We start from the raw sequence: 23,150 nt of genomic DNA on the forward strand, positions 1-23,150 counted from the left end.
ACCCCGAACCCCGAACTCGACTTGTAGATGTTTAGACGTCCGTTGACATTTTTAAGTAAACAGATAACAATAGCAGCCTATTTTCAAGGTGCTTGCTAAACACTTCAACGGTGTAATTTTTTTAGTAGGATAATCGGGAAGTTGGTGCGTTTTCATTGATGAAGTCAATCCCAACACTGCCCCCGCAACGGTAAAGTTATGCTGTATTTAACTATGGCAACTGAGTCCGGAGACCGGCCTTGATGTAATCTTACTTACTAACATCTTTGCGGTGGGCAGAGATAGGGAACATCATGATAAATAAAACTGCATTGGGTGTGGCCATTTCGGCTGCGCTGTCTTTTTCTGCATCTGCAGAACAAACCATTGAAAAAATAACCGTTACTGCGAATAAATTTGAACAACCTATAAATGATGTATTAGCAAGTGTGGCAGTTATCGACCGCGCTGATATTGAAAAAGCGAATTACCGAGACTTACCTGCAATATTAAATACCATTGCTGGTATTGATATTGTCCGTAACGGCGGATTAGGTCAAAAAGCAGATATATTTGTTCGCGGTGCTAGCGCTAAATATGCCTTAGTATTGGTTGATGGCGTAAGAGTGAGCGATGCAAGCTCAGGTAGTGTATCGCTGACGAATATTCCAGTTAATAGTATCGAGCGTGTTGAAGTTATTAAAGGTGCCAGAGCAGCTATTTATGGCTCTGATGCGGTAGCCGGAGTAATTAATATCATTACCCGTAAAGCCTCAAATAATACGCTTTCGGCTACTTTGGGCAGTCATAGTTACAGTAATTATCAGCTTGCTGGTGGGTTTGCAAAAGAGGCGCTTAGCTTTAATTATAATCTAGGCTACGAAGAGACAGATGGTTTTGATGTTACTGGCAAAGACGCTGTGGCTGAATACACCAAAGATCACGATGATGATGGCTACAAAAATAAAAACATTGGCTTTAATTTAGCGTATGAACTGGCTGAACTAGGTGAGTTGAGCTTACAGTCTCAGTACAGTGAAGGTGAAGCGCAGTATGACAACGCATGGGGTAACGATGCTTACGACTTTGAAAATTACACCGCTAAGCTAGGCTGGAAAAAAGCCTCAGAAATATATACCCAAAGTACCTCATTGAGTGTATCGCAAGAAGACAATACTCAAACTGGCACCGATGTTCAGCAAGTGTATAGCACAGAGCGTGTTGAGTTTGAATACCGAGGGCTTTATAGCCTAACGAAAGAGCTTGATTTATCAGGTGGTTTTAATTACTTGTCTGAGGATTTATCAAACTCGTCAGCAACGTCATCAGAAGAAAAACGGGATAACAACGCATTGTTTATAGGCGCGTTTTATAGTCATGAACAATGGTTAGCAAATGCGGTTATCAGAACCGATGATTATGACTTCCACGGCCGTGCAAATACTTACAGTACTGGGCTTGGATATAAAGCGAATCAGTATGTAACGGTACGTTTAAATCATGGCACCGCATTTAGGGCGCCGTCTTTAATTAATGCGTTTGTAACTAACAGCCCATACTACCTACCAAATAATAATATTAAGCCTGAGGAAGCCTTAAACAATGAGTTTGGTGTTACCCTAGAAACTCAATGGGGGCGTTATGATATTGCTATTTTCGATAACCGTATCAATAATTTAATTAGTAATAATTATGATGCAGACTCAGGTAAATATATTGCAACTAACATAGATAAAGTATCTATGCAGGGGATAGAATTGTCGGCTGAGTTTTCAGCGTTAGGCTTTGAACACTCTGTTAATGTTAGTTTTTTAGATGCTACAGATGAAAAGACGAATACAGATTTACCACGCAGGCCTTCAGAGTCGTTTAATTATCAACTCGCTAAATCATGGGGCGATTTTGATGCCAGTTTAGATATGCAATATCGCTCATCGCGTCCATCAATTGCGTATTATGATTCTGAACTCGCTGACTATACGGTATTTAATTTAGCAGCCAATTACCAGTTGCTTGAGAATTTATCGTTAGCTGCTCGAATAGAAAATATTACTGATAAAGAATATTTTACTGCAGCAACAGGGTTTGCTGCCAGTGGTGAGCTATTAGGTTATAACAGCGCAGGAAGAACTTTCTTTGTGGGGGCAAATTACCAGTTTTAATTATCACTTTTAGTTGCCGAAAAACAAATAGCCCAGCAAATTGCTGGGCTATTTGGTTAGCGCTTTAAAGCATTTTATTCACTTAAAAATTCGCTAAATTCGGTTTCAAACTTGTGCAACTTAGGCGCAATTAAAATACTACAGTAGCCTTGTTCTGGGTTTTCATTGTAGTAGTCTTGGTGAAAACTTTCAGCAGGGTAAAAAGTGGTTGCTGGGCTTACCTCGGTTACTATAGGCTCGCTAACATGAGTCTGCAGCTCTGCAATAACGGCCTGTGTTTGTAATTGTTGTTGCTGATCATGGTAATACACAACGCTGCGGTATTGAGTGCCTATATCGTTACCTTGGCGGTTTAACTGGGTAGCATCATGCAAAGTGAAAAACATCGCGAGTAAGGTTTCAAAGCTGATAATGCTGGCGTCAAATTCAACCTTAACCACTTCTGCATGCCCGCTATTGCCTGTGCAAATAGCTTTGTAGGTCGGGTTATCAGTGTGCCCGCCTGTGTAACCAGAACATACACTGAGCACCCCTCTAACACGCCTAAATGCCGCGTCAATACACCAAAAACAGCCGCCGCCTAGTGTTGCTACCTGTGTGGTCGAACTCATAAGTACTTCCTCAATTGTATGGTTATATGCACCAGAAAATAGCGCCGTAACAGCTAATTACGACGCTCAGAGTGAGTTAGATCTCTTTAAGTGGTTTTTCAGCTGCTTGTTTATCTAGCTTTTGCTGTAAAAATTCTGGTGATTGCGTATTACGTGCTAAGGCATAATAAGCAGCAGGTACAACAAACAGAGTCAGTATGGTGGCAACTGTTACACCGGTAAATACCACCACACCAATAACCATTCTGCTTTCTGAACCAGGGCCTGAGGCCAGTACCAAAGGCACGGCACTCATAACTGTGGTCAGTGAGGTCATAATAATAGGACGTAAACGCTGAGTAGCGGCTTGTAAAATGGCCTCACTAAATTCCAACCCTTTATCACGTAACTGATTGGTAAATTCGACAATCAGGATACCGTTTTTTGCACTTAACCCGATGAGCATTACAATCCCTATTTGACTGTATATGTTAAGTGTTAAGCCCATACTCCACAGCCCAAACATGGCGCCCATTAACCCAAGCGGAACGGTAAGCATAATAACAAACGGATGCATAAAACTTTCAAACTGGGCGGCAAGCACTAAAAATGTTACGGTCAATGCCAGCACAAACACATAGGTCATGGCTGAGGCACCTTCATAAAACAACTGCGACTCACCTTTGTAGTCAATGGCACCATCAATGTCGTTTTCCTCTGAGGCAACATTGTTTAAAAAGTTTAGTGCTTGTTCTAGCGTATAGCCATCAGCTAAGTTGGCACTTAAGGTAATTGCACGCATACGGTTATAGCGGTTTAAACGCGAGGCGGTGGCTTCTTCTTTTAAGCTTATAAGACTATCGAGTGGCACCAGTTCATTGCTACGAGATTTAAGGTAAATATTTGAAATATCAGTTGGGTTTGCAAAGTCTTCTTTGGTTCCCTTTAAAATTACATCGTACTCTTCACCGCGGTCAATAAAGGTGGTTACACGGCGTTGGCCAAGCATGGTTTCAAGTGTACGACCCACATCAGAGACTGATACGCCTAAATCAGCGGCTTTATTTTTATCAATACTGACTAAAAACTGTGGAAAGGTTTCTTTATAATCATGATCAATGCGCACTAACCCAGGGTTTTTCTCAGCACGTTTAATAATTCTATCGCGCCAATCAGCTAGCTGAGCATAATCATTACCTTGTAAAACAAACTCTATTGGTCGTGATGAACCACCACCGCCAATACCACGGCGCATAATCGCAAAAGCACGTACATCGGTGACTTCTTGCATTTTACCGCTTATTTCATCCATGACTTCCCAAGTTGAGCGTTTGCGTTTATCCCAATCCGCCATACCAACAATGGCTACACCACCACTGCCACCCCAGCCAGGAACTCGCACTAAAACTCGACTTAGTTCGCCAGATTCAGAATAAGGCATTAAGCGCTCTTCAATTTTTGCCATATTGGCGGCATTATTCTCATAACTAGCGCCTTCAGGGCCATTCATAAGCACAAAAATAGTACCACGGTCTTCTTTAGGGGTAAGTTCAGACGGTATTTGTAAAAATAATGAATAACTAACAAACCCAGCCAAAACTAAGCTCAGCATTAAGCCCCATTTTCGGGTCATGTTTGACGCTAAAGCGTTACGGTATCCATTTTCTAATTTAGTAAAAAAGCGGTCCATGACTTGGCTAAATTTACTTTCTTTTTCAGAGGCTTTTAACACCTTTGAACACAATGCCGGAGAGAGTGTTAATGCAGTAATGCTGGAGAAAAACACGGCAGCACTCACCGCCATTGCAAACTCTGTAAATAGTGCGCCTATTCGTCCTTCCATAAACACTAATGGTACAAACACAGAGATCAGCACTAAGGTGGTGGCTATAATTGCAAAGCCCACTTCGCGGGCGCCGCGATAAGCCGCTAATAAAGGCGGTTCACCAAGCTCTATGCGCCGATGAATATTCTCTAGCATTACAATGGCATCATCTACCACTAAGCCTATTGCTAATACCAGTGCTAGTAGAGTTAATAAGTTAATTGAATAACCCATTGCTAATAAAAACATAAAACTACTGACTAGGGCGACCGGTACAGTGACCGCAGGAATGAGTGTGGCGCGTATATTCCCTAAAAATATAAAGATAATTAGCACCACAAGTCCCATAGAAATCCCCAAGGTTTTGTATACCTCGTTAATTGACTCTTTAATAAATACTGAAGAGTCGTAACTGTCTTCTATGGTGGTGCCTTCTGGTAAGTTACGCTTAATTTTTTCCAGTTCACTACGAGCATTATCAACAACAGTCAGGGTATTGGCTTTGGCCTGCTTAACAATACCCATACCTATCATATTACGGCCATTTCCGCGAAATAAACTTTCATCATCGGCGGCTTCTAATTTTACGTCAGCCACTTCGCCAAGGCGAACTAAATAACCATCTTCACCTCGTTTAATAACAAGGTTTTGAAAATCGCGTTGGTTTTTATAGCTGCGTGCGGTACGCACAGTAAAATCACGGTCTACCGATTCAATTTCACCCGCCGGAAGCTCTACATTTTCACTACGCAGTGTTTGCTCTATATCACTAGAGGTAATGCCGCGGGCTGCCATTGCTTGGCGGTTGAGCCATACTTTCATGGCATACTTTCGCTCCCCCCCAATACGCACATTCGATACGCCATCAACTACAGCTAAACGGTCAACAATAAAACGCTGTGCATAATCAGAAAGTTGTAACGAGTCCATGGTTTCACTATTAAGTACAAACCATGCAATAGGGCTTTCATCACTGTTTGACTTTGATACCTCAGGGGGGCGCACTTGCTCTGGTAGGCTATCAAGTGCTCGCGCAACACGCTCGCGAACATCGTTAGAGGCATCGTCTATGTCGCGGCTAATATTAAACTCAATGGTAATGTTTGAGCGGCCATTACGACTCGATGAATTAATGCTTTTAATACCCTCAATACCCGAAATACGGTTTTCGATAACTTGGGTTATTTTGGTTTCAATAATCTCTGCAGATGCACCAGTATATTCAGTACTAATATTTACAATTGGCGTTTCAATATCAGGGTACTCGCGCAGTGGCAGCATGCTAAAAGCAACTAGGCCAAAGGTAAGTAGGAGTAAGTTAATAACAATCGCAAAAACGGGGCGTTTAACGCTAGTATCGGTAATTTTCACGTGTTACCCCTTAACGCTTACTTTGCTACCAGAGCGAATTTTAATAATTCCCTCGGTAACAATCTGCTCGCCATTATTTAGCCCTTTGTCTATTGCAACCCAGCCATTGTTTCTACTTGCAACATGCACTTCTATTCGTTTTGCGATGCCATCTTCAATTTGAAAAACATAGTGTTTATCTTGAAGTGGAATAATTGCTTTTTCAGGAACCATAAGCGCTTGATTGCTGCTTAGCTCTAGTGCGGTATTAAGTAGCATACCTGGACGCAGTAAACCCGACTTATTGGCAAAACTTGCCGTTACTTCTATGCTGCGAGTGATTGAATCGATACGTGAGCTTATATGGGTTACTTTTCCGCTGAAGGTTTGATCAGGGTAAGCATCGTTTTGAGTGCGAACCGTCATTCCGTTTTTCAGTTGAGCTAAATATTTTTCAGGCACTTTAAAATCAACTTTTATGATACTGATATCATCTAAGGTTGTAATTACCGTGCTGTTATTAACATAAGCACCTACTGAGATTTCACGTTTGCCCAATAGCCCTGAGAAAGGGGCGGTAATAGCCATTTCATTAAGTTTGGTTTTGGCACTTTCTAGTTGTGCTTCGCTGGCATCAACGCGGGCTAGTTGTTCTTCAAGTAATGACTTGGCAGTCGCTTGTGAGCGAGAAAGTTCAGTAAGTTTGGTTAGTTGGCGTTTTTCTTCTTGTAAATTAATGCTAAGTTCTTTTACTGCAAATTGTTCTTGTTGGTTTTGCAGTTGCACTAATTTTTGCCCTTTGCTGACCAAGTCGCCGTCTTCGAAGTAAATGTTGGTAACATAATCGTTTTGTGCGCTTTTAATATAGATAGCCTGATTAGCTCTGGCACTACCGATGGCTTCAATCATAATAGCATTTTCTTGCGACTCTACAGTGTGTGCAGATACTTGCGTTGCCATTGCTGAGTAATCAGCTTGCTCGCCTTGTGATGCGGGCAAGTATAAATAAACACTAAAAATTAATAGTAACGAAATAATAAATGGAAATAGGGCTTTACCTGATTGTCTTGAGTGCATTGTTTTCATACCTGAAAATTAATTATAAGTATTGTACGAAATCAGGACAAAAAAAGGCGGTTATGTGTCTCATTAATTTGTGCGTTAGGCGTAAAAATAAATAATACTTATTAATTGTGTAGTGAGATAAATGATTATAGGAGTTAATTGGTGAACTTCAAAACATCATGCAAACGTTGTTTAACACTGAGAAAGTTAGTCTTGTGGGCTATTATTATGTTTATATTTTATATGGCGTTTTTTCAGTATGGCTAATATAAAAAAACAAACACTCAAATACCGAGCGCAAGGCGCTAAAAATGGGATTGAAATACTGGTAGTAGGGAGTATTGGTTTAATTTTTATCATGCTATTCAATTTATTGCGCCCAGATGAAATCAGTATTATTGAAATTTTTTTAGTAAGTTTATGTATTGCAGCAATTTTAATAGGTTTTTTTAAAACACAAGAACCTTTTTATAGTATTATTTTAACTGAGCAGCAATTAACATATCAGCATAAGTACGGGCAGTGGACTTTAAACCAAGAAAACATGCACCATTGTGGTATTCCTAAAGTTGATAATGGTATTGATCACCTTGAGCTTAACGCGATTGGTATTAAACTTAACGATGTAGATACATTTTTAGCTGCTTTAGCTCCAAGAATGGCGGGTAAACTACTAATAGAGCAGCGGCACTTTTTTATGCAAGTTGTTCAAAAAAATTGCAAGAATGGGCATTGCCCATCAGAATGGTTAGTTGAAGATAATAAATATAGGTCAAAAAAAGGAATTGACTATAATGGACTTATAGCAATGTTTGCTAATAGGGCTAAGCATCTTCAGCTTTTAACAGGGTATGACTTACTATTATCTGCAAGTGTAATAGAAAGTGATATTTGGGAATTTAGCGCAAATTTAAATAAATGGAAGCGTGATCCTTCTCAGTTTATAAAGTCGCAGTGTGAATAATAATATAACGACTCTCTGCGGAATTAGGAATAACTATGAGCCAAGACAGATCTTTCATTAAAAGTGGTCGAAATACCATTATACATAAAGATAAAAAGCTAGATTTAGTGATTGTTAATGGTGACAATCACCCTCGAATCAAAGTAACAGGAAATGGTCTTGAACCATTTAAAGAAGAGCTGCCAAAAAACCGCCGAGATGCAAAAGAGCGTTACCTAGATATAGTTTATATTTCTAGTGCTGATGTATTTAGTGAAGAAAAGCAGTTGTTGTTTATCCAATCCTTAGATGGCCGCGAGTACAAAGTAGATTACAGTAAAGTTGGCACTAAGTTATTTGTCCGTATTCATCAAGATAGCTATTTATAACACTACACTGGCACTTTTATTGCTAGATTGTCTTATTGGATAATTTTAGGATACAAAGGTGCTAAGTATGAGAGCCATTTCGTTAATACCCCTTATGTCATGTTTGCTTTTAGCGGCATGTGGAGGAGGTGGTAGTGATAACAGCGATATTAAAACGTCAGTATTTGCAGGTAACGACCTTCAAGTTGTAGAAAAATCAGACTTTACTATTTCTGCGAAAGGCTCACCCGCAGACGGTACATTTACTTGGCAACGTGTGAGCGGCCCCATTATAGATGTTTTTCCGCTTGAAGGGGCTGAACAAACCATTACTGCGCCAGATGTAAAATCTGATAGTGAATTGGTCTTAAGAGTGAGCTATCAAACGTCAGATGGCAGTTTAGTCAATGACGATTTGAGTGTTTTTATTGCCTCTAATAACCAGCTTCCAGTTGCTGTTGTTACTCAAGTTGCCCCTGACAACTTACCCTCAGTTTATAATGATACTGTAACCTTAAGTGGTTTAGCTTCCACAGATCCTGATGAAAATGGCGAAATTAGTCGTTACCTGTGGCAACTATTGTCTGGGCCTGATTTAACAATAGACAGTTACACCAATTCAACCCTAAGTTTCACCCATCCATTATTAGAAAATAACACCAACTTAAAATGGCAACTCACCGTAACTGATGATGAAGGCGGAGTATCTGCATCACAATTCGATATGACTCTTAATAAAACAGCACAGGTCATTATTGCCAATGCGGGAGCTGATCAAACTGTAGAAGAGTTTGATAAAGTGATTTTAGATGCCACTGCTAGTGAGGCGGCAACTCAGTCTTATCAGTGTAGGTGGCAACAACTTACCGGAAATAGTGAAACTTTAACCGACTCACAGTCATGTAAAGCCAACTTTTTTGCTTCTGACATTGATTTAAACGCAACCCTTAGTTTTGAAGTGCAAGTTATGGACTTAAAAGGACGGACTGACACAGATACAGTATTTGTTGACATAACTCCCAAAGCGCTTGGATTAATAAACGACACTGGGGTTGGAGAGTGTTATAACAATACTCAACGTATTAATTGTAATAATGATGAGTTTCCAGCTCAAGATGCTGATCTTGGCAGAGATAGTTTTGCAAATCGGTTAGGTAAAGTGGGTAAAGGTAATCTGGCTTTTGATTACACCAAACTTAATGAGTTCGCTGATGAGTTGTTAGATGACGCACAAAACTTTAGCTGCATTCGCGATAATACAACCGGTCTTGTTTGGGAAGTAAAAAGTCCCTATTCCGGTGTGTTACCAAATACTTCGTTGCGTGATGGACAAAACCGTTATATTTGGCAAGGGACTGTTAATAGTGGCGATGTAACGGGAAGTGCTAACACCACGTGCCCAAGCAATAGAAATTGTGGATTGCAAACCTATATAGATGAGGTTAACGCCCTTGATTTTTGTGGTGGTAGTAACTGGCGTTTACCCACTTATACTGAACTTTTAGGTTTAATTGATTACGGTAAACAAGGGCAAAATATATTAATAGATACTGTTTTTTTCCCTAATACACCATCCAGCAATGTTTTAGGACATTTACGTTACTGGACTTCACAAACCGCGGTTGATGGCAGCAGTTTATCTCAGGCTTATACTATCGATATGGTGGATGGTAACGACTTAGCTTACCCCAAAGATAATGTCGCTTATGTGCGCTTAGTTAGAAACCGTTAGGGGGTTATTATGAAATTAATTAAAGTTTTTATGTTGTTCGCTTTAGGATTGAGCTCATCACTTGCAGCGCAGCAGTGTTATCAGGAAGTTGCAACTAGCGATGACACAGATAGATTTGTGATTAATATTGATGGCACTGTATCAGATACTAAAACGGGGTTAATGTGGCAGCGTTGTAATTATGGTCAAGTTTATAATAGTGAAACAAATCGCTGTGACGGTGATACACAGCCACTAAATTGGCAGGCGTCACTCAAAGGAGCATTTAACGACACTTCGGCAGGTTATAACGACTGGCAAGTACCAAGTATTAAAGAGTTGGCCAGTATTGTTGATCACCGTTGTACGGAGCCAAGCATAAATGTAGGTGTGTTTTTAGCAACGCAGTCGCAAAATTACTGGTCTAATACTTCAGGTATTAGCAATATGAATTCGGCATGGGTTTATCAATTTGCCAGTGGTTTAAATAGCTTACATGCAAAAACAAGTAACGTGTATTTACGGCTTGTACGTTATGAAAAGTAATCAAATGAGATAGCTTGTAGCCACTAGAGCTGAGGTTATTTAATCTAAGCTCTAGTTATTTACACTATTTTAATAATAAAGCTTGGTTGTAGTTGTCACCCAGGCTATTTTTTTGCCATTATAGGCCGTGAATTAATGACCAAGGACTATAAAGGTGTACTTAAGCTATTTTGGTTTACAAGAAAAGCCATTTTCAATTTCGCCGAACCCTCATTACTTATTTTTAAGTGAGCGCCACAAAGAAGCCTTAGCACATCTTACCTATGGGCTAGGTGAAGATGGTGGCTTTGTGTTGTTAACTGGTGAGGTAGGGACAGGTAAAACCACCATAACACGAAGTATGTTAGAGCGGTTGCCTGAAAACACCCAAGTCGCCATGATCCATAACCCCGCTTTATCAGAGTTAGAATTACTGGCTAGTATTTGTGACGAACTACAAATTACTTACGATGCCCAAAATGCCACATTGAAAAGTTTAACGGATGTCATTAAAAAGCACCTTGAGTTTAATAATAAAGCGGGTGGTCATACTATTTTAATTATTGATGAAGCACAGTTGCTTGCCCCCGATGTGCTTGAACAATTGCGCTTATTAACCAATATTGAAACCGACCATAAAAAATTACTACAAATAGTATTAGTAGGTCAGCCTGAGTTACAAGTACTTTTAAAGCGCAATGAATTAAGGCAGCTGGCACAGCGAATTACCGCTAGATACCACTTATTAGCTTTAACACCAGGGCAGACTATTGCCTATATTCAACACCGATTACATATAGCGGGTTGTGATAAGAAAGTATTTTCTATGGATGCTATGCAGATGGTGCATCAACTGACAGGTGGTGTACCACGGTTAATGAACCTTGTTTGTGAACGTGCATTAGTAGGCGCTTTTTCCAAGCAGCAAGAGCTTGTTGATAGCGACATTATTAAACAAGCAGCAAGTGAATCTTTACCTATCGACTTTATTGCAACTAATAATAATAAGCCCAGAAAAACGAGTTCAATTTGGTCTTATAGTGCTGCAGTGTTAACGCTTTTTGGTGCAGGGATTGGCCTGTCTTTTATTTTTTAGTTAGGTGGTTCATGTCTTATTTATTAGATGCGTTAAAGCAATCAAAACACGAAACTATGAGCGCAGAGCAGTATGACTTGCAAGCGCAACAATTAAAACAACAACGTCAATTGTTGACCTATCGCCGAATTAGCTTTTTACTCGCAGGTAGTCTAGTTGCCGTGGGTATACTGGTTAGTGGCTTTTTTGTCGGTAAATGGTTACAGCAAGAAAATGCAGCGATAAACAATAGCCATACACAGAATGAAATTCCTCAAACTACTCTCGTGCAAAAAAAGCCTGAGATGTTAAAAGAAACGCCTTCAAGTGAAGAAAAAGCCACAGAAACGGTTAGTTCTGCAGAAGTAACGTCTCCAGAGCTAAGCCAAACGGCTGTGCCTAACAGTACGCCAACAATAGCAGGGCAGCTAGTTTATGTTCAAACTCCAACCGGTGTGCAGCAAATGTTGCTTACGCCACAAGGCCAGTATTTGTCTATGAGCACTGCTCAATCGCCTCAAATGCAAACGCAAAATTATTCGACGCAGAATAACGTATCACCTAGCTTTCAACCGAGTAATCAACCGCAAAGTGTGCAAACTCAAACAGCGAAAAGAACACTCAGTGCCGATGAGCTGAGTAAATATAAAGTGTTAGGCAAGCCGCTGAATCAAACTGTACCCGAGCAACGGCCATCATCGCCTAGTGAACTTGATGCTGTTCCCGACACGCTTAAAAATGCGTTTGCGCAAGCGGTGAATAACACAGAGAAAGCAGCCGACTACGAAGTAACCCAAGGCTCTCGTCTTTCATCACGAGTACAACCTGTTGAGCTACTGCCTGATGGCCTGCAAAGTATGTTACCTAGTATTAAGTATCAGGCGCATATTTATTCTTCAACGGCAGATAAACGCTGGATAAAGCTCAATGGTAGAGAGTTATATGAAGGGGAGTCTATCGGTGCGTTGAAGGTGCTAGAAATAGCGCCTGATCAGAGCGTACTTGACTTTGATGGTTATGAGTTTAGCTTAAAAGCGCTGCAAGATTGGCCACAATAGTGGCCAATTAACTAAAGATAGAGTGCCTATAAAAGCCCTCTAAATCTATATTATATTCTTTGGGTTTTACTGCTGACTCAAGTGTGTCTTGCGTTCTTTTATTTGATAAATCAACATCTTTAACTTCAGTGTAATGCCCATGTTTTGCATTGAAAAACGTTTTTACTACCGGTTTTAATGGCGTAGCTGGATTGCTTTGGGTAACGAGTCCCACTTTTTGGCTGGAAAGTTTTACCAGTGTGCCTACTGGGTGAATACCAATGCATTGAATAAACTTATTCAGCAGTGCGCCATCAAAGCTATCTGGGCAACCTTGTTTTAATATTTTAAACGCCCTAATAGGCTCCATACCCGCTTTGTAAACGCGTTCAGCGGTTAATGCATCATAAACATCAACAATAGAGGCCATACGAACGTACTGGCTTATTTCATCGCCCTTTTTACCAAAGGGGTAGCCTTTGCCATCTAAGCGCTCATGGTGCATACCTGCGATATCAACGGCAATTCCCGTTAACCCTGCGTCTTCTAATATTTCTTTGCTAAAGCGAGCATGGTTTTGCATCACTTTGAATTCTTCATCACTGTAGCGACCAGGCTTGTTAAGAATTACGTCAGGTATTTTTATCTTTCCCATATCGTGTAATAGGGCACCTGTGGCAAGTTCTTCAATGATTGGTTTTTCAATATCGAGATGTTTTGCAAAAATACTCATCAAAATAGAGACATTTATCGAGTGCTCTAGTAAGTAGGCATCTTTTTGGCGCATTTGGCTAATACATGCCAGTGCATCTTGGTTTCTAAATACGGAGTCTATAAATCCACTAGCCAGTTCTTTAAAAGGCGCAACATCAACAGTGCGGCCAGACTCTATATCGCCAAATGCTTTGGTTTGTAGGTTTTTTGCTTCATCGTAAAGCTTTTTGGCTTTCCCCATCTCTTGCTCAGCACTGTGGGTTATTAACCAAGGGTCGCGCTTTTTGATTTCGTGCTTAGCGGTTGAAATTGGTTGTTGTTCGGGCTCTTCAGATGTGAGCATTTTATCAGGATCGATTTCAACTTCTAAAATCCCTGCTTTTATTAACTTATCAATTCCTGTTTGAGTTTTAACCCAGCCTTGGTTTTTTATTCTAATGCTGCCGGTTTGTTTAATAACTTTTTGTATAAACATGCCGGGCTTTAGCTGTGAGGTAGGAATGGTTTTCAAAGTGAACTCTAGTTAATAAGTATTGTTAGAGAAAGTAACAAAGAAATTCACATTTAGAAATAAAAAAGGCATCAAATAGATGCCTTTATTTAGATTAATGCATTAATTGCTATTCATCATCTTCAACAAGTGTCATCAACGAGGTATTACCGCCTGATGCCGTTGTATCTATACTGATGGTTTTTTCAGTAATTAAGCGCTTAATTAGCGTGTCGTAATACTCAGAGCTGATCACAGGCAGTATAGCGCCTTTACGTTGTGCAAGCTGTTGGCTGAAGTAGCCTAAGCGAGAAGAACGTGCAGCAACTACCGCACCGGCTAGGTGAGGATGCGCCAATATCGCTTGTAACTGATTTGGTTTAGCTACTTGGAAAACACCTTCAGCAACGCCGGTTGCAATAAACTTATCTCTAAAAGCAACCGCTTCATCATAAAATATTTCAGATGCTACCGTTATTACCGTGTTACCAGCAGCAAGCGCGGTAATAATCGATAGTGCCCAAAAGTTAAATGAGGTGCTCTTATCTGCGTAACATACTACACAGCCGCGTGCTTCAAGGTGAAGAGTGTTTGACTCACCCGTTGGTCCCGGTAAGGTTGTATATTTGCGCATGTGCTTTTCTAAGCGGTTTAACTGAGCACGTGCATCGGCAAGCGTTAACGCTAAATCGTCTGCAAGGTCGTCAATAATTTCAACGGTTGCTACTTTCGCTAATAATTGACGTACCGCAGAGACACGGTCGTTAAGTGGTGTTGCACGCCAAATTTTTTCATCGCGCATAGAGTTAACCATCAGCTTTTCTACTTGCTCATTTGCGCCACTGTAGTGGTGTAAATCAAGCTCATCTGGCGTTAGGTTGGTCATTTGCACGTTATCTGGCGATGCTTTTTCTTTTATTAAGCGTTGTAGGTAGTTTGGTCCACCCGCTTTAGGGCCAGTACCTGAGAGTCCTCGGCCACCAAACGGTTGTACACCAACAATTGCACCAATCATATTACGGTTCACGTATACATTACCTGCGCGCGACATTTTAGCTAAGTGTTCACAGCGCTCTTCGATACGAGAGTGAATACCCATTGTTAAGCCGTAGCCGGTGTTGTTAATTTGGTCGACAACACTATCAAGCTCACTCGCTTTAAAGCGAATCACATGTACACACGGGCCAAATACTTCACGTTTTAATACCGATAAGTCTTTGATTTCGTATAAACGTGGTGCAAAGAAAAATGCGCCATTTTCGCTGTTATCAGGAATTTTACACTCGTAGTGAAGTGTTGCATTACCTTTTAGGTATTCAACATGATCATTAAGTGTTTTCAGCGCTTTTTCATCAATTACAGGGCCTACGTCGGTAGAGAGTAGTGATGGGTCGCCAATATGCAACTCAGCAAGTGCGCCTTTAAGCATGTCGATAATGCCATCGGCTACATCTTCTTGAATAAATAGCACGCGTAATGCTGAACAACGTTGACCGGCACTTTGGAAACCAGAACTGATAACATCATCAACAACTTGCTCAGGGAGCGCTGTTGAGTCAACAATCATACAGTTTTGACCACCAGTTTCTGCAATTAAAGGCACCTGAATATCGTTACGTGCCGCTAATGTTTGCGAGATAAGCGTGCCCGTTTCAGTTGAACCTGTAAACATAACGGCTTGAATGCGCTCATCTGGCACAATGGTTTTGCCTACTTCGCTACCGCGAGCAATCACAGGCTGTACAACGTGCTCAGGTAAACCAACAGAAAGCATTAGTTCAATGGCGCGAAGAGCGATTAAGCTAGTTTGCTCTGCTGGTTTTGCAATTACTGTGTTACCCGTAACAATGGCCGCTGCAACTTGACCCAAGAAAATCGCTAGCGGGAAATTCCATGGGCTAATACATAAAATAACACCACGGGCTTCAAAGCGCTCATCTTGCGCAAGCTCTTCAGCACGGGCTGCGTAGTAACGACAAAAATCAACCGCTTCACGTACTTCATCAATACCATCTTGTGCTACTTTACCTGCTTCTTTAATACAGATAGCCACAAGTTCATCATGATGACGTTCTAAGATATCAGCAACGCGACGCAATAAATTAGCGCGCTCTTTTACAGGTGTTTGCGACCATGATTCAAATGCGGTTTCAGCGTTGGCTAGCAACACTTTCATTTCATCGCTATTTTGTAATTTAATATGGCCAATAATTTCTTTATGGTTTGCTGGATTTTTAACTGCCAGCGCACCCTCAGGTACTTGGCTTTCTTCAATTAAGTGCTCTTCAAACCAAGTGTCTAAATTTTCTTTAAACGGGGTGATCACGTTAATATCAGTTAAATCCATACCTTTTGAGTTGGCACGTTCTTCACCGTATAAATCAATTGGCATTTTTATTTGCGTGTTGTACTTATTACGTAAACCTTGCAGCGTTTCAACAGGATCTGGTAATAATGCTTCAACCGGTTGAGTGGTATCTACAATGGCATTTACAAATGATGAGTTAGCGCCATTTTCTAGTAAACGACGAACAAGGTAAGCAAGCAGGTCTTCGTGTTGGCCTACCGGAGCATATACACGACACTGAATTTTTTCTTCATTAACGATTTGGTCAAATAAAGATTCACCCATACCGTGCAAACGTTGGAATTCAAAACCCTGGTTATCACCTTTCGCTACTTCTAAAATAGTCGCAGCAGTATAGGCGTTGTGTGTTGCAAATTGCGGGTAAAGTACATCACGTGCTTCAAGCATTTTAATCGCACACGCTTTGTATGACACATCTGTGGTTGCTTTACGCGTAAACACCGGGAAAAAATCTAAACCATCTTGTTGTGTGGTTTTGATTTCGGTATCCCAGTATGCGCCTTTTACTAAACGCACCATCATTCTGCGACCCACGCGGGTTGCTAGGTCTGTTAACCATTCAATTACAAAAATAGCGCGTTTTTGATAAGCCTGAACCGCTAAGCCAAACCCTTGCCAATCGCCAAGGTCGTCATCGCTAAATACCGCTTCAATTACATCGAGTGAAATATCTAAACGGTCTGCTTCTTCAGCATCAACAGTAAACCCGATGTCGTATTTTTTAGCGGCAAGTGCAAGTTCTTTTAGTTTTGGAACGATTTCTTCCATTACGCGTTCTTTATGAGTGAACTCATAACGCGGATGAATAGCCGATAACTTTACAGAAATACCCGGGCTTTTAATCGGGCCACGACCATTCGCCGCTTTACCGATAGCATGAATCGCATTCATGTAGCTATCAAAGTAACGCTTAGCGTCTTTCATTGTGCGAGCGCCTTCACCTAGCATATCGTATGAATATACATAGCCTTTTTGCTCTTTTTCAGCAGCGCGCTCAATTGCTTCGTTAATGGTACGACCCATTACGAATTGCTTACCCATTATCTTCATCGCGAAGTTAACAGATTTACGGATAACAGGCTCGCCTAAACGACCAATTGTTTTTTTAAGTATGCCAAACTGCTGCTCTTTCGTTTTGTCGTTATAGTTAACCATTTTACCGGTTACTAATAATCCCCAAGACGAGGCATTAACGAATAAAGAATCACTACTACCTAAGTGAGAGCTCCAATCGCCATTTGCTAATTTATCACGTATTAATGTTTCTTGAGTTGCTTTATCAGGAACGCGAAGCAGTGCTTCGGCTAAACACATTAATACCACACCTTCTTCACTCGATAGTGAAAATTCATTTAATAGCGCATCAACACCGCTTTGACCATCTTGGTCTTTACGAATGTTTAAAACTATTTGGCGAGCTCTTTCCCATGCACGGCTTCGTGCTTTAACACCGACTTCTGCAAGTGGTAAAATGTGATCAATAACCGCATTTTCATCAATACGGTAAAAGTCACGGATCTTTTGTCTGATCGGACAAGTCGTTGTTAAATCGCCATTGAATAACATAAGCAACCCTCAGGAGTGTTAAGACTTAGGATAATTGTTAATTATCGCTAAATGTTGTTGGTGTAAAGCGTGCATTCTAATTAAAATCCAGCAGAATATGCTGGTTAATTTTGCCGTTTTACGATAATTTACAGGGCATATTATTAACTTATCCATATAAAATACTGATATGACTAATCCGAATAGATTACGCCTGCTTGATCGTATCGATATATCAATTTTAGACGTTTTGCAGCGCAATGGTAGAATTTCAAATGTTAACCTCGCAAAGCAGGTTAATTTAAGCCCCAGTCCCTGTTTAGATAGGGTTAAACGTTTAGAGCAAGAGGGCTATATTGAGGGCTATTTTGCTAAGTTAAGTGAGGAAAAGCTCAATCAAAGCTTAGTGGCCCACGTACAGGTATCGTTAGTTACCTCAAATACAGCGGTATTTAAAGTATTTCGTGAGCATATTCTTAAAATTAAGCAGGTTGTTGAATGTGATATGGTAGCCGGTGGCTATGACTACTTATTAAAAATTCGCGTTTCCAACATGGACGAATACAGAGAAGTATTAGGTGATTTGGTTGATATCCCAGGAGTCGGAACTCATCACACGTACATGGTGATAGAAAAAATCAAACAAGACCCTGGACTGCGTTTAGATATGTAATGCAGAGTATTTTATTAAAAATAAACTATAGCAGGCATAAAAAAAGCATCATTTGATGCTTTTTTTATGCCTGCTATAGTAAGTTAAGCTTATGCCCAACCTTCATAGCGTTTTCTACGTGATAACACGATAGTTAAGATAATTCCTAAGAACAAACCTAAAAATGCAATGGCTCCGCCGTATGTAAGTAACTGGCGTTTTTCTTTAGCACTGGTTGCTTGTTTTAGTTGTTGCTCTTGAGAAAGTTCACCTTGTAGTTGACTAATTTGTGCTAATAGTTGCGCGTTTTGTTCGGTTAGCTGTGAGTTTTGCTCTTGCAGCTCAGGTAACTCAACTTGCGCTTGGCGAAGTCTATTCTGAATAGTGCTCATTTCGTTATTAAGCGCTTGGTATTGTTGTTTCAAACCAGCTGATTCACTGATAAATTTTGCCTCTACCCAGCCTTCACGGTCTTTATCATCTTTAACTTTTATAAAGCCGTTTTGTTCATCAGATAACAAAGTGAGTTGTGTACCTGCATCTATTGAACCGAGTAAGCGATAGTCTTTACTGGCACCTGAGCGCATAAAAGTATACAAGTTATCGATTATATAAGCTGTTTTAGCATTAGTTGGCGACGTTGATTGAGCTTCCTCTGCTTGGCTCATAAACGGGGCGGCTGTTAAAAGCAGCCATAGTAAACAGTGTTTTAGCATTTATCTACCTTGTTAATCTAGCAGTGTCCGTTGTGAACGTGATTTTTATTTCGCATAAGTATATAGATAGTATGGATTTAATAGTTTAATAGCAAGACAGATATTGTAACCAGAGTATTTTGCATGCGGGTTTATGACTAAAAAATTTGCAATATAGGGCTGCTTTGTTTATTTTGAGCACTTATTAATTTTAAGGGTAATCCGCAAGCCTAATGGATACTGAGATAGAACTGAAATTTTTGGTATCAGATGACGTCATTCCACTGATCCCCTCATTAATTACTCAATTTGCAAAAACAGTCACAAACAAACCTTCTAAAAGTTTGCAAAATGCTTATTTTGATACACCAAGCAGAGAGCTAAGAGCACTCGATATTGGTTTTAGAACGCGTTGTACAGACGAGCGCTGTGAGCAAACAATCAAGCTGGCAGGAGAAGTAGTAGGGGGCTTACATCAGCGCCCAGAATACAATCTTCCAATAGAAACAAATCGACCAAATCTAATGGCGTTTGATTCATCAATTTGGCCTCACGGTATGCAAATAGATGCAATATCGCAAAATCTATACCCTATATTTAGTACTAACTTCATTCGCCGTACGTGGTTAATTGAAACGCAAAATGGTGCCAAAATTGAAGTGGTATTAGATAAAGGTGAAGTCGCTGCGTCAGGTAAAGTAGAAATCATCAGCGAGCTTGAAATCGAGCTGGTTGAAGGCAGACGTGAGGAGCTATTTGCTTTTGCCGATGTATTAGTGAGCCAAAATAATATTCGTTTAGGGCTCTATTCAAAAGCAGCAAGAGGCTATCGTCTTGCGGATGACTCACCGTTACAACCAAGTAAATCAATCGGTTTTGTTAAACTCAATAAGCAAGCGACTCAAGAGCAAGCCCTTATTGAAGCTATGGGTTTTGGTATTCGCTTTGTGCAAAAACACGAGCAATGCTATTTCGATAAGCCGAGCTTAAAAACATTAAAGCGCGTAACCGATGGCATTAGTTTAATTCGCCATAACTTTTGGCTGTTTGACGATATTGTGAGTAAAGAAAGTACCGAGCATCTTAGAACTGAACTTAAGTGGTTATTAAGCGAATTAGCATGGGTTGAAAATGCAATTCAGTTAAAAACTTATACCTCAAAGCGCCATGCTTTTTATAAAAAAATAAATAGCGCCCCAGCGTTAACGCAAGTTATTAACGATTTAAAAGAGTTACAGCCGAGCATTGACGATATTTTTTCGCTCTTTCATAGTGCCCGCTACAACCGTTTATTGCTGAGCTTAACCACATGGTTAATAAACAAGCAGTGGCGTAAAGATTGGAGCCAAGCAGAGCTACAAAATGCAGAGCAACCTATTGTGGATATTGCTCATCGCTTATTTGATAAAGATTGGAAAAACTTACACCGTTTACTCCCTAAAGAGCAAAGTTTAGCCGGTAATGATTACTTAAACTTTCGCACTCAATTAGAGAACAGTTTACTCAGTGGTAACTGTTTAGGCGCACTATTTAATAAAGATGAGCGATTAGAGTTTAGGCTTCCTTGGCTGGATATTTCTCATGGGATGTATGAGTTAAGCACACTTGATTATTTAAAACAGCTGTGTGGCGGGCAAGAAGATGCTCAACTGGCAAAAATACAACTATGGTTAGAACAAAAATCTGACTTTTTAGTCAGTGCCATGGAGCAAAGTCGAAACGCTTCATTTGATACAGAACCCTATTGGCTTTAATGGCTAAGCACTTTTGTGGCCGGACTTCGATGCAAAAGTGTATGATTTTTTCACTTTTTTGTTTTACTACAAATGTGTATTCACAGCCCTCTTGGCAATTGTACGAAAGTAAGCAAGGGGTGAGTGTTTATTTTCAGCGTTTAACTGACGATACCTTGAAAATGAAAGCTGAAACGGTGGTTAACAATGCCACCGAAGAGGATTTAGTTGCTTTACTCAGTGATACTGATACAGCTCCCCGCTGGATAGAAAATATTACTAAGGTTACGTTACTCAAAATTTTAAGCCCTTCAGAAAATCTTGTTTATAGTTATATTGACTCCCCTTGGCCTGTTAGTAACAGGGATGTGATTACTTATTCGTGCTATACAAAAGTGAATGACTTGCAAACGCAACTTAGTATTCACGCGCGCCCAGATTTTTTACCTCAAACTAAAGGGGTAATAAGAATAAGCACCTTAAATGCAACGTGGTTGTTAACTCAGCAGGCGGAAAATTTACATATTAGTTATCAAGTGTATGCGTTACCAGGCGGCAAGATACCTACATGGTTAAATAATCGGGTCGCTTTAAAAAGCACCCTTAAGACGCTAATAAATTTAGCTGAAACACTTGCTACTAAGCAGTACACAGCGAAGTCAACCGTCATTCGCACTGGGGATTGCACACATGGCGAATTGCCGTAGTTATAAGCAAAAAAGTGACCTAAGTGGTCACTTTTTTAAGTGGATATAAGCTAATTAGTATTTAGCGGATTCACCGTCTTTGGGTAAAGACTGCATTATAAACTCGCGTAAATCGTTATTAGAGCTTTCTAAATCTGCATGGCGTAGATACATCATGTGGCCACTGCGGTAGCCTTTAAAGCTTAATCTATCTTGCATTTTACCACTTGGATCTAATTGCCACATGGTGTACTTGGCATCAAAGTAATTGGTTGCACCGTCAAAATAACCCGCCTGAACCATCACATTTAAATAAGGGTTTTGAGCCATAGCTAAACGCAAATTTTCACCGGTATTGTTGCCGCTTCTGTCCCATGGGTGAACGTTACCAAATAAGTTATATTTGATATCGGTCTTGTAATTAAGCTCTTCACGAAGATAATAGTTAATTGCAGGAGTGAAAGAGTGCAGCCATGATGTAAGCTCTGCCCAGTAATCTGGTGATTCACCAGCATCGCGCTTATCTATGCCTAAATAACGAGAATCCAGTCGCCCGACCATTTGCCCGCGTTCACGCAATAACTCTTTCCAAAAAAACTGTGTTGGAATATCTAAGTTGTTTTGACTCACAAATGTTTCAGATAAACCTGCATATTCAGCCATTTTTTTAATAATACGACGTTTTTCTTCTGGCGCAATAAAACCGCCTTTTGCAAGCGCAGGGATGAGCTCATTAACAGTAAACTGTTCAACTTCTGGTAATAGCTCGTCTAAGTCTTTTGCTTGTAAATCGGCGTTTAGTGCTTTGTGATACCATGCTGTTGCAGCAAAGTAGGGTAGGCGGTTAGCGGCTTTTACTGGGCCGTCGCGTTTAATACCAATATCGGTAGGTGAAACGAGTACAACACCGTTAATATACATCCACTGACTATTTTGCAGCTCATGCGCTAAACCCGATACACGCGTTGTACCATAGCTTTCACCAATTAAAAATTTTGGAGAGCGCCAGCGTTCATTTCGAGATACAAAAGTATTAAGCCATTCTGCTAGGTACTTTATATCGGCATTAACGCCAAAAAATAACTCTTTTTGTTTGTCTTTAGGTAGAAGGTTACCGTCTTTATCTTCTACAACACGTGAATAACCTGTATTTACAGGGTTTACGTAAACGATATCGGCGACATCTAAAACTGAATAAGGGTTATCTTTTACACCGTAAGGTTGAATTGGGTAGCCTTCGTCGTCAATTTTTAAAACACGAGGGCCGGTGTAAGCTAAATGCATCCAAACCGATGCTGAGCCTGGGCCACCATTAAATGAAATAAGTAATGGACGCTTTGTTCTGTCATCTACTTTATCGCGGGTGTAGTAAGTGTATTGAAGGGTTGCGATGGCATCTCCCTTGTTATCCCATACCGGTTGTGTGCCTGTTGCTACCGTATACGAAAATCGTTCGTTATTTATTTTTGCTTTATGCTGAGTAACTACTTTACTGTCGATATCAATACGGCGTTGATTATCGGCAAATGTTGCACTTGTAAATGTGAGTGCAATTGCGGCAATGGGTAAAAATAGACTTCGACTAAATTTCATAAGTAACCCTTTTTTATTTTATGTACTGCAGTTATAGCGATATT

At 40.3% G+C, this 23,150-nt stretch carries 17 protein-coding genes and 1 riboswitch; of the genes, 10 read left to right on the forward strand and 7 right to left on the reverse strand.

What is annotated here, in order from left to right; translation table 11 throughout:
• The first annotated feature begins 91 nt into the window (after window positions 1–91).
• A riboswitch (cobalamin riboswitch) is annotated at window positions 92–257 on the forward strand.
• A 36-nt stretch (window positions 258–293) separates the two neighbouring features.
• Complete coding sequence (locus tag BW139_RS13090; RefSeq protein WP_076919969.1) at window positions 294–2,141, forward strand: TonB-dependent receptor domain-containing protein; 1,848 nt, start codon at window positions 294–296, stop codon at window positions 2,139–2,141.
• A 74-nt stretch (window positions 2,142–2,215) separates the two neighbouring features.
• Here the strand turns inward: BW139_RS13090 and msrA are convergent, their stop codons facing one another.
• The 3 genes from msrA to BW139_RS13105 all read right to left on the reverse strand — a co-directional run bounded on the left by msrA (window position 2,216) and on the right by BW139_RS13105 (window position 6,983).
• On the reverse strand, window positions 2,216–2,752 hold the full coding sequence (gene msrA / locus BW139_RS13095) for a peptide-methionine (S)-S-oxide reductase MsrA (protein WP_054202003.1): 537 nt from the start codon (window positions 2,750–2,752) through the stop codon (window positions 2,216–2,218).
• A gap of 76 nt (window positions 2,753–2,828) precedes the next feature.
• The gene (locus BW139_RS13100) at window positions 2,829–5,927 is read right to left on the reverse strand and encodes an efflux RND transporter permease subunit (protein WP_076919970.1); all 3,099 of its coding nucleotides are present in this window, start codon (window positions 5,925–5,927) and stop codon (window positions 2,829–2,831) included.
• 3 nt (window positions 5,928–5,930) lie between these two features.
• The gene (locus tag BW139_RS13105; RefSeq protein ID WP_076919971.1) at window positions 5,931–6,983 is read right to left on the reverse strand and encodes an efflux RND transporter periplasmic adaptor subunit; all 1,053 of its coding nucleotides are present in this window, start codon (window positions 6,981–6,983) and stop codon (window positions 5,931–5,933) included.
• A gap of 247 nt (window positions 6,984–7,230) precedes the next feature.
• On the opposite strand from BW139_RS13105, the gene BW139_RS13110 reads away from it, so the two are divergent.
• The 6 genes from BW139_RS13110 (at window position 7,231) to BW139_RS13135 (ending at window position 12,651) form a co-directional block, all read left to right on the forward strand.
• The gene (locus BW139_RS13110) at window positions 7,231–7,935 is read left to right on the forward strand and encodes a DUF2982 domain-containing protein (protein WP_076919972.1); all 705 of its coding nucleotides are present in this window, start codon (window positions 7,231–7,233) and stop codon (window positions 7,933–7,935) included.
• Window positions 7,936–7,970: 35 nt separating this feature from the next.
• Window positions 7,971–8,303, forward strand: a complete 333-nt coding sequence (locus BW139_RS13115) for a hypothetical protein (protein WP_008110910.1) — start codon at window positions 7,971–7,973, stop codon at window positions 8,301–8,303.
• A 67-nt stretch (window positions 8,304–8,370) separates the two neighbouring features.
• Window positions 8,371–10,014 carry a DUF1566 domain-containing protein gene (locus BW139_RS13120; protein ID WP_076919973.1) on the forward strand — a complete coding sequence of 548 codons (1,644 nt, stop codon included), beginning with the start codon at window positions 8,371–8,373 and terminating at the stop codon, window positions 10,012–10,014.
• Window positions 10,015–10,023: 9 nt separating this feature from the next.
• A complete protein-coding gene (locus BW139_RS13125) occupies window positions 10,024–10,539 on the forward strand; it encodes a DUF1566 domain-containing protein (RefSeq protein ID WP_076919974.1) in 516 nt (171 codons plus the stop codon).
• Between the two features lie 154 nt (window positions 10,540–10,693).
• Window positions 10,694–11,614, forward strand: coding sequence for an ExeA family protein (locus tag BW139_RS13130; RefSeq protein ID WP_076919975.1), 921 nt, complete (start codon window positions 10,694–10,696; stop codon window positions 11,612–11,614).
• Window positions 11,615–11,625: 11 nt separating this feature from the next.
• Window positions 11,626–12,651, forward strand: a complete 1,026-nt coding sequence (locus BW139_RS13135; RefSeq protein WP_076919976.1) for a general secretion pathway protein GspB — start codon at window positions 11,626–11,628, stop codon at window positions 12,649–12,651.
• Window positions 12,652–12,658: 7 nt separating this feature from the next.
• On the opposite strand, the gene BW139_RS13140 is transcribed toward BW139_RS13135, so the two are convergent.
• The gene (locus BW139_RS13140; protein ID WP_076919977.1) at window positions 12,659–13,855 is read right to left on the reverse strand and encodes an HD-GYP domain-containing protein; all 1,197 of its coding nucleotides are present in this window, start codon (window positions 13,853–13,855) and stop codon (window positions 12,659–12,661) included.
• Window positions 13,856–13,964: 109 nt separating this feature from the next.
• Window positions 13,965–17,768, reverse strand: a complete 3,804-nt coding sequence (gene putA / locus BW139_RS13145) for a bifunctional proline dehydrogenase/L-glutamate gamma-semialdehyde dehydrogenase PutA (RefSeq protein ID WP_008110901.1) — start codon at window positions 17,766–17,768, stop codon at window positions 13,965–13,967.
• A gap of 169 nt (window positions 17,769–17,937) precedes the next feature.
• On the opposite strand from putA, the gene BW139_RS13150 reads away from it, so the two are divergent.
• Complete coding sequence (locus tag BW139_RS13150; protein WP_016899359.1) at window positions 17,938–18,420, forward strand: winged helix-turn-helix transcriptional regulator; 483 nt, start codon at window positions 17,938–17,940, stop codon at window positions 18,418–18,420.
• An 89-nt stretch (window positions 18,421–18,509) separates the two neighbouring features.
• On the opposite strand, the gene BW139_RS13155 is transcribed toward BW139_RS13150, so the two are convergent.
• Window positions 18,510–19,115, reverse strand: coding sequence for a TIGR04211 family SH3 domain-containing protein (locus BW139_RS13155; RefSeq protein ID WP_076919978.1), 606 nt, complete (start codon window positions 19,113–19,115; stop codon window positions 18,510–18,512).
• A gap of 212 nt (window positions 19,116–19,327) precedes the next feature.
• On the opposite strand from BW139_RS13155, the gene BW139_RS13160 reads away from it, so the two are divergent.
• Both BW139_RS13160 and BW139_RS13165 read left to right on the forward strand, forming a co-directional pair.
• On the forward strand, window positions 19,328–20,848 hold the full coding sequence (locus tag BW139_RS13160) for a CYTH and CHAD domain-containing protein (protein ID WP_076919979.1): 1,521 nt from the start codon (window positions 19,328–19,330) through the stop codon (window positions 20,846–20,848).
• Window positions 20,848–21,534, forward strand: coding sequence for an START domain-containing protein (locus tag BW139_RS13165; RefSeq protein WP_076919980.1), 687 nt, complete (start codon window positions 20,848–20,850; stop codon window positions 21,532–21,534). The genes BW139_RS13160 and BW139_RS13165 overlap by 1 nt, the downstream gene beginning before the upstream one ends.
• Before the next feature lie 54 nt (window positions 21,535–21,588).
• Here the strand turns inward: BW139_RS13165 and BW139_RS13170 are convergent, their stop codons facing one another.
• Window positions 21,589–23,106, reverse strand: coding sequence for a S10 family peptidase (locus BW139_RS13170; RefSeq protein ID WP_076919981.1), 1,518 nt, complete (start codon window positions 23,104–23,106; stop codon window positions 21,589–21,591).
• Window positions 23,107–23,150 lie beyond the last annotated feature (44 nt).

This window comes from Pseudoalteromonas sp. SK18 (assembly GCF_001974855.1).
Classification (GTDB): Bacteria; Pseudomonadota; Gammaproteobacteria; order Enterobacterales; family Alteromonadaceae; genus Pseudoalteromonas.